This is a genomic window from Pseudomonas sp. Irchel s3h17, from assembly GCF_900187505.1.
Lineage (GTDB): Bacteria > Pseudomonadota > Gammaproteobacteria > Pseudomonadales > Pseudomonadaceae > Aquipseudomonas.
Genome location: NZ_FYDL01000005.1, coordinates 153,255 through 160,787, shown reverse-complemented (window position 1 = coordinate 160,787; position 7,533 = coordinate 153,255). Strand labels below are relative to the sequence as shown.

Here is a 7,533-nt window from a genome sequence, read left to right as displayed (position 1 = left end):
TATGGAGCGGGAAACGAGACTCGAACTCGCGACCCCGACCTTGGCAAGGTCGTGCTCTACCAACTGAGCTATTCCCGCAATGGCGTCCCCTAGGGGACTCGAACCCCTGTTACCGCCGTGAAAGGGCGGTGTCCTAGGCCACTAGACGAAGGGGACACGCTACCCGGAACACATGGTGTGTGTTCCAGTGTCCAGGCCCGTATCCGAAGACTTGGTCCTGGTTTCACTCAGCACCGCCCGAAAGCACTGCTGTTTAAAATTGGAGCGGGAAACGAGACTCGAACTCGCGACCCCGACCTTGGCAAGGTCGTGCTCTACCAACTGAGCTATTCCCGCAATGGCGTCCCCTAGGGGACTCGAACCCCTGTTACCGCCGTGAAAGGGCGGTGTCCTAGGCCACTAGACGAAGGGGACACAGCTAAAACTTCACTCCCTACCGCGTTCCGCTGTTCGCTTTCCGCTGTAAGTGGCGCGCATTCTATGGATGGATTGAGGGGTCGTCAACCCCCCGATATAAATTTATTTAAATCAATGACTTCGCCGCCCTTTCAGGGGGGATTCGGGCTTTTCGTCCAACCGGGCTTTGACGCCTATATTCTGTCACCCGCCAAGGCGCTATAGTCCTTTCCATCAGGATACTGGCGATATGCATCCATCCATGCATTGCCTTTACACGTCGCACAATCGGCCGTTCCAGCCCATCGCACCGCCCTATCCGCCCCCAGGCTTAGCCACTACACTCGTACGCAAACCCAATAAAGAGGTCTTCACGGTGACACCACTCATGATCACCCTGCTAGTAATAGTCGGGATCGCACTATTGATCGCCATTGGCTACATGAACCATGTGGTGGAAAACAATAAACTGGAAAAGGCCCGCACCAAGGTCGAACTCAACGACCGCCTGCGCCGCTGTGGCGAAATCACCGAGACCTTCCCCGGGCAGCTGATGACCCCGGCGCTCAAACTGCTGTTGACCCGGCTGGAGCTCAATGTCTGCCAGCGCATGCTGAACCTGGATAAATCCAGCACCAGCCTGAAGGCTCGTATTGATGAATTGACAGCCCAGGTCGCACAAGGCGAGTCCATTGCGGTCAATAACCCGCCAGCGCCGATCCAGACCGAAGCCAAGGCCAAGGACGTGCGCTTCCTGCTTGAGGCCTTGCATGGCCAGGTTACGCGGGCGGCCCACGACGGCTTCCTGCCGACCAACGAAGCCAAAGGCTGGATCCGCCAGATTCGCCATCTTCTGGTACTGCTGCACATCGAGTTCTTCAACAACCTCGGCCAGCACGCCTTGCAACAGGAACAGCCCGGCCAGGCCCGCCTGGCGTTCGAGCGCGGCGTGCAGTACCTGCGCAAACAACCGGATCCCCAGGTTTACAGCGAACAGCTGCAGTACCTGGAAAAGCTCCTGGCTCGCGCCAACTCCATGGTACTGACCCACATTGCACCGGTTGAAGGCGAGGTCAACGAATTGACCGAAGGCCTCAAGGACGTCGAGGCCGATGCGGACTGGAAGAAGAAGGCCATTTACGACTGAGTGCGCCGTACCGCGAACGATCACCCGCCTTGCCAGCGCCTGAAGGGATTCACCGACAGGCGCGCGGGATCCTGAGCCACTCTCCCTGCGCTACAACCTGAAATGCCCCACCATCCCCTTCAGCTCACCCCCCAACTGCGCCAGTTCGATGCTTGACGCGGCATTGCCTTGCATGGCCACCGAGGACTGATCGGCACTGGCCCGGATGCTGGTCACGCTGCGGTTGATCTCTTCAGCCACCGAACTCTGTTGCTCGGCGGCTGCCGCAATCTGCTGGTTCATTTGCTGGATCAGCGATACCGCCGCGGCGATGCTGCCCAGCGCGCTTTCGGTCTGCAACGCATCACTGACCGCGAGCTTGACCAGTTCGCCACTGCTCTGGATCTGCTGCACCGACACCTGCGCGGCCGCGCGCAAGGCACTGACCAGCCGCTCGATTTCCTCGGTCGATTGCTGGGTACGCTTGGCCAATGCCCGAACTTCATCCGCCACCACGGCAAAGCCCCTGCCCTGCTCCCCCGCCCGCGCCGCTTCGATCGCCGCGTTGAGCGCCAGCAAGTTGGTTTGCTCGGCGACACTCTTGATGACACCAAGCACGGTGCCAATGTTCTGGATTTCCGAACTGAGACTCTCGATGCTGGCGCTGGCCAAACCTGCCGAGTCGGCCAGCTGTTCAATCCGCTGCATACTCTGGCGGACCACCTGCTGGCCGGTTTCGACCTTGCCATCGGCCGTTTGCGCCGCCAGCGCCGCTTCCTCGGCGTTACGTGCCACGTCGTGTACGGTGGCCGTCATCTGGTTCATCGCGGTGGCGACTTGCTCGGTCTCTTCCTTCTGGCTGCTGACTTCGAGAGTGGTCTGCTCGGTCACGGCTGACAACGACTGCGCAGAGCTCGCCAGTTGCTCGATGCCCGCCTGCAACCCGCTGACGATCTGGCTCAACCCGGCCCCCATGGTCTGCATCGCTTGCATCAACTGGCCGATTTCATCGCGACGCGTCACCTGCACCGTGGCGCTCAGGTCGCCCGCGGCGATTTGCTCGGCCACGCGAATCACACTGCGCAGAGGCGCAACGATCAGTCGGGTAATCAGCCATGCGGCAATCACCCCAACCAACAATGCCAATGCCGAAGACCCAATGATCAGCAGCGCGTTGTTCTTGAGCTCCACCTGCATCGCCTGATCCTGCCCGCCATAGGCTTGATCGACCCGTTGCACGACTTCATCGGCACGCTCATGCAACCGCTGATACACCAGCCTCTCCTGGCTCAGCAAGCCGGTGTACTCGGTGAGCTTCTCGCTAAAACTGGTGATATGCCCGGCCACTTCACTGAGCACCGTCTGATAACCCGCATCCTTGACCGTACCCTTCAGCGCTTCTGCCTGGGCCAGTGCCTGGTCAGCCTGCTCGATCCTGCCCTGCCCGGCACCGTCCTCGCTGGCCTTGCGACTCTGCTCGAGGCGTAGCCGCGCTTCGTTCATCGCCTGCAGCATCAGCTTCGACACCTGGCTGACCTGATTAGCCTGCTCGATAAACTCGGCACCGTCCTTGCCCGCGGACTCCTTGAGTGAATAGGCACCATCGTCGGCAAGCCCGGCCTGCAACACATCAAGGTTATTGGCCACGCTGGAGACCGACCAACTGGCCATTTCCAGCGCCAGGTCCTTGGCCGAGGCCAGCTCGACAAATTCGTCGAAGGCCTTGCGATAGGCGCCCAGGGATTGCTCGACCCCATCCATCAGCGCCGCATTGGCTGCTGACTGAGCCTTGAGCCGGCCGGCCAGAACGATCAGCGCATCGACACGTTCATGCAGGGCATCGACGGTTTTCGAGTCGCCGTGCAAGGCGTACTCCTGCTCCAGCAGACGAACCTTGAGCAAGCCGCTGTTGAGCGACGACATCTGCTTGAGGCCATCGAAGCGCTGACTGATGGTGTGCAAGGACCAGACACCGATGGCGGCCACCAGCGCCGTCAACAGCAAAACCTGCATAAACCCCAGCCCCAGTTTCTTTGCCATACCCAGGTTGGCAAAACGTCCTTGCACGCCCGAAATCATTGCTCGCAACCCCCTTCAGTGGCCAATGGCGACGCGGCCATTGCCTGTTGACGCAGAGTCGCAACGGGGCGACCCCAAGCACAAGTCTCCCGCGCCGCAATAATGGCAAAAAGCTATGTGTCGGTCGCTTTCAGAACGCTTGAGGTCGATCTGGTAATGCGCAGGCCCGAAAGAAAGCCAGTGCCCGTGAGTCACCGGCATAAGCCACATTGATACGCAACCAGTCGCTGGCCCGGCCACCCGGGCTGAAAGCGGTTGCGGACGACAGCGAGACCCCCAGGCGCTCGGCGAGCGTACGTACCCGGGCTGGGTCGCACGCCTTGGGTCGCGCCCAGAGGTACAGGCCGCCTGCGGGTTTGCCGAAGACCTCCCACTCGACCTCTTCCAGCGCCTGCAACGCGGTGCTCATGTCACGTTTCAGGCGCTGGCGCTGACGTTGCACCAGCTTGCGGTACGCGCCATTGGCCAGCAGACAGGTCAGCACCGATTCGCAAAACCGCGAGGCACCCAGGCTGCTGATCATCTTGACCCGTGCCAGGCTCGCGATCCTTTCAGCGCTGGCCACCACGTAACCGACTCGCAACGAACTGCTGAGTGTTTTCGAAAAACTGCCGACATACACCACTCGCCCACCGGTATCCAGCGCGGCAAGACGGCTGCCCGTGCGCTCCTGGAAATCAGCATAAACGTCGTCCTCGACAATGATCAGCCCATGACGCTCGGCCAGTTCCAGCACCCGCTGCGCCACCTCGCGAGTCAGGCAACTGCCCGTCGGGTTGTGAAACTGACTGTTGATGAACAAGGCCCGTGGCGCGTGCCCTTCCAGCAACCGTTCCAACGCTTCGGTATCAGGCCCGCACGGGGTTCGCGGAACCTCCAGCAGGCGGACGCCCCACAACCTGAGTTGCTCGAACAGGTTCGAATAACCCGGGCTTTCCACCACGACACAATCACCCGGCTTGAGCAGCACCCGGATAATCAGATCAAGCCCTTGGGTAGCGCCTGCGGTCGTCAGCACCTGCTGTTCCTCGACAACGATTGCCTGCTGCTTCAGACGCTTGACGATCTGCTGGCGCAAGGCCGGCAAGCCATGGGAGGTGCTGTAATTGAACAGTCCGGCCATGTCGGTGCCGGCCACCTGGCGAATGGCATAACGGAGGTCATCGCTCTCCCGCCAACTTTCGGGCATGCCACCGCGCCCGAGCGGCAAACGGTCCAATGGACCTTCACTTGCCGCACCACCGCCTGCGAGGGCCAACTCGGCAGCGCAACCGTGGGACGCGGGCCGCGGCGCCGCGACAAAAAATGCCGAACCTTGACGCGAGGCGAGCACACCCTGGGCAACCATGCGCCCATACGCTTCGACGACACTGGACTGACTGAGCAGGTTATCCCGGGCCAGTTGCCGGATAGTCGGCAAACGCGTTCCGGGTGCGACGCGACTCAGGCGAATCCAGCCCACGAGGGCGTCGACGATTTGCTGCACCACGGGCACCAGCGCCTGGCGATCGATTCTCAACTCCATGAGAGAGCCACTCCAACTGTTTGATGGCATGTCCGAAAAACAGTTAAGCACAGGGCCCCTCATGTCGATGTGCGACAACGCCGCCAACACATGAGCGTCTAACTCTTTGAAACACAAACCTCAGCCCCTTGACGTGCCGGAGCCGGACACTGAAGGCCCGTGAGAATGCGTATTGCTGGGCGATATCCCGTGGCGAGGGAGCTTGCTCCCGCTGGGTTGCGCAGCAGCCCCAAAACCGCTCACGGAGTTCTCTCTGAAGGACCGCAATAGCCTTATCGGGGGCCGCTTCGCTGCCCAACGGGAGCAAGCTCCCTCGCCACGGGACGGTGATCACCCTGACCGAGTCGTACCTCGGGCGAACAACGCGCTTTTCGTCAATTTCTCAGAACGCCGTTACCCCACCGTCGACCGCCAGTGAATGGCCGGTGGTAAACGCGGCGCCGTCGCTGCACAGGTACAACACGGCACTGGCAATTTCCTCCACCTTGCCAATACGTCCTACCGGGTGCATGGCGGCGGCAAAGTCAGCCTTCTTCGGATCGGCTTCATAGGCGCGGCGGAACATATCGGTGTCGATCACCGCAGGGCACACTGCGTTCACCCGGATTTTTTTCTTCGCGTACTCGATGGCGGCTGATTTGGTCAGACCGATCACCGCATGCTTGGAAGCCGCGTAGATACTCATTTTCGGCGCAGCCCCAAGACCGGCCACCGAAGCGGTATTGACGATGGCCCCGCCCCCCTGGGCAAGCATCAGCGGCAGCTGGTACTTCATGCACAACCAGACGCCCTTGACGTTGACGCCCATGATTGCATCGAACTCATCGAGGGTGCCCTCCGCCAGCCGGCCCTTTTCGATCTCGATCCCGGCATTGTTGAAGGCATAATCGAGGCGTCCATAAGTGCTCACTGCCTGGGCCATCAGGTTTTCCACGTCACTTTCCAGGGTCACGTTGCAGCGCACGAACACCGCCTCACCGCCAGCCGCGCGGATCAATTCGACAGTACCCTCGCCACCCGCCACATCGAGGTCCGCGACGACTACTTTCAATCCTTCGGCGGCAAATGCCTGGGCGGTCGCACGGCCAATACCGGCCGCCGCACCTGTCACCAACGCTACCTGGCCGGAAAATCTCATGCTCATTGTTATGTCCTCGAAAGATGGGCGTGATCGCGCGGCCCCAGTCTAGCCACCCCGCCCCGTCACGCGGCACCACTATCAGAAGGCCGGTTGATTGCTCATGAGTGCCAGTGATGAACCTCCCCGCATGACTATCACTCCACTGGATCGACCTGTATTCGCTGCATCGGCAAACCTTGCGACAACGGCCACGAGGGTCTATCAATCAGACTTCATCCCCCCTTGAGTGCCCGCCATGACTGCCCAGACCAACCGTCAATTCCTGCTCGCCAAACGCCCGGTGGGGGCCGCGACCCGCGAGACCTTTACCTATCAGCAAGTGCCGGTCGGCGAACCGGCGGCCGGTCAGATCCTGGTCAAGAATGAGTACCTGTCGCTGGACCCGGCCATGCGTGGCTGGATGAACGAAGGCAAGTCCTACATCCCGCCCGTGGGCATCGGCGAGGTCATGCGTGCCTTGGGCGTGGGCCAGGTCATCGCCTCCAACCACCCGGGCTTTGCCGTGGGCGACTATGTGAACGGTGCGCTGGGCGTGCAGGACTACTTCGTCGGCGAGCCCCGTGGTTTCTACAAGGTCGATCCGAAACTGGCGCCCTTGCCGCGCTATTTGTCGGCGCTGGGCATGACCGGCATGACCGCTTACTTCGCCCTGCTGGACGTCGGCGCACCGAAGACCGGGGATACCGTGGTGCTGTCGGGCGCCGCCGGTGCCGTTGGCAGCATTGCCGGGCAGATTGCCAAGCTCAAAGGCTGCCGCGTGGTGGGTATCGCCGGTGGTGCGGACAAGTGCAAGTTCCTGATCGACGAACTGGGCTTTGACGGTGCCATCGACTACAAGAGCGAAGACGTGCTCGCCGGCCTCAAGCGCGAATGCCCGAAAGGTGTGGACGTGTATTTCGACAACGTTGGCGGCGACATCCTCGACGCGGTGCTCAGCCGCTTGAACCTCAAGGCCCGCGTGGTGATCTGTGGCGCCATCAGCCAGTACAACAACAAGGAAGCGGTCAAGGGCCCGGCCAACTACCTGTCGCTACTGGTCAACCGTGCACGCATGGAAGGCTTCGTGGTAATGGATTACGCCGCGCAGTTCGCGGCCGCCGGGCAGGAAATGGCCGGCTGGATGGCCAAGGGACAGCTCAAGAGCAAGGAAGATATCGTTGACGGGCTGGAGACGTTCCCGGAATCGCTGATGAAGTTGTTCAGCGGGGAGAACTTTGGCAAGTTGGTGCTGAAGGTTTAATGCGACACCTGGCGACAGCCAATCCC

Annotated in this window: 5 protein-coding genes, 4 tRNA genes and 1 pseudogene; 2 read left to right on the top strand and 8 right to left on the bottom strand. The window is 61.1% G+C overall.

Annotated elements, in window-relative coordinates; genetic code table 11:
• Positions 1-2: 2 nt before the first annotated feature.
• From CKW25_RS08700 to CKW25_RS08685, 4 genes are all read right to left on the bottom strand, one after another.
• Positions 3-78 (bottom strand) — tRNA-Gly (locus tag CKW25_RS08700).
• A gap of 2 nt (positions 79-80) precedes the next feature.
• A tRNA-Glu gene (locus CKW25_RS08695) sits at positions 81-156 on the bottom strand.
• 104 nt (positions 157-260) lie between these two features.
• Positions 261-336, bottom strand: a tRNA-Gly gene (locus CKW25_RS08690).
• A gap of 2 nt (positions 337-338) precedes the next feature.
• Positions 339-414: transfer RNA gene (locus tag CKW25_RS08685), tRNA-Glu, on the bottom strand.
• A 370-nt stretch (positions 415-784) separates the two neighbouring features.
• Between CKW25_RS08685 and CKW25_RS08680 the strand changes: the two genes are divergently transcribed.
• Positions 785-1,543, top strand: a complete 759-nt coding sequence (locus CKW25_RS08680; RefSeq protein ID WP_172736466.1) for a hypothetical protein — start codon at positions 785-787, stop codon at positions 1,541-1,543.
• Between the two features lie 90 nt (positions 1,544-1,633).
• Here CKW25_RS08680 and CKW25_RS27365 read toward each other — a convergent pair whose 3' ends face one another.
• The 4 genes and pseudogenes from CKW25_RS27365 to CKW25_RS08665 form a co-directional block, all read right to left on the bottom strand.
• Positions 1,634-2,497 (bottom strand): methyl-accepting chemotaxis protein, encoded by an 864-nt coding sequence (locus tag CKW25_RS27365; RefSeq protein ID WP_371854919.1) that lies wholly within the window; start codon positions 2,495-2,497, stop codon positions 1,634-1,636.
• A pseudogene (locus CKW25_RS27360) lies at positions 2,492-2,719 on the bottom strand (HAMP domain-containing protein); the annotation flags it as partial. The pseudogene CKW25_RS27360 and the gene CKW25_RS27365, both read right to left, overlap by 6 nt.
• A 1,012-nt stretch (positions 2,720-3,731) precedes the next feature.
• On the bottom strand, positions 3,732-5,126 hold the full coding sequence (locus CKW25_RS08670) for a PLP-dependent aminotransferase family protein (protein WP_095078769.1): 1,395 nt from the start codon (positions 5,124-5,126) through the stop codon (positions 3,732-3,734).
• A 382-nt stretch (positions 5,127-5,508) separates the two neighbouring features.
• Positions 5,509-6,270, bottom strand: a complete 762-nt coding sequence (locus tag CKW25_RS08665; RefSeq protein ID WP_095078768.1) for an SDR family oxidoreductase — start codon at positions 6,268-6,270, stop codon at positions 5,509-5,511.
• A 232-nt stretch (positions 6,271-6,502) separates the two neighbouring features.
• Between CKW25_RS08665 and CKW25_RS08660 the strand changes: the two genes are divergently transcribed.
• A complete protein-coding gene (locus tag CKW25_RS08660; RefSeq protein ID WP_095078767.1) occupies positions 6,503-7,507 on the top strand; it encodes an NADP-dependent oxidoreductase in 1,005 nt (334 codons plus the stop codon).
• The last annotated feature ends 26 nt before the right edge of the window (positions 7,508-7,533 follow it).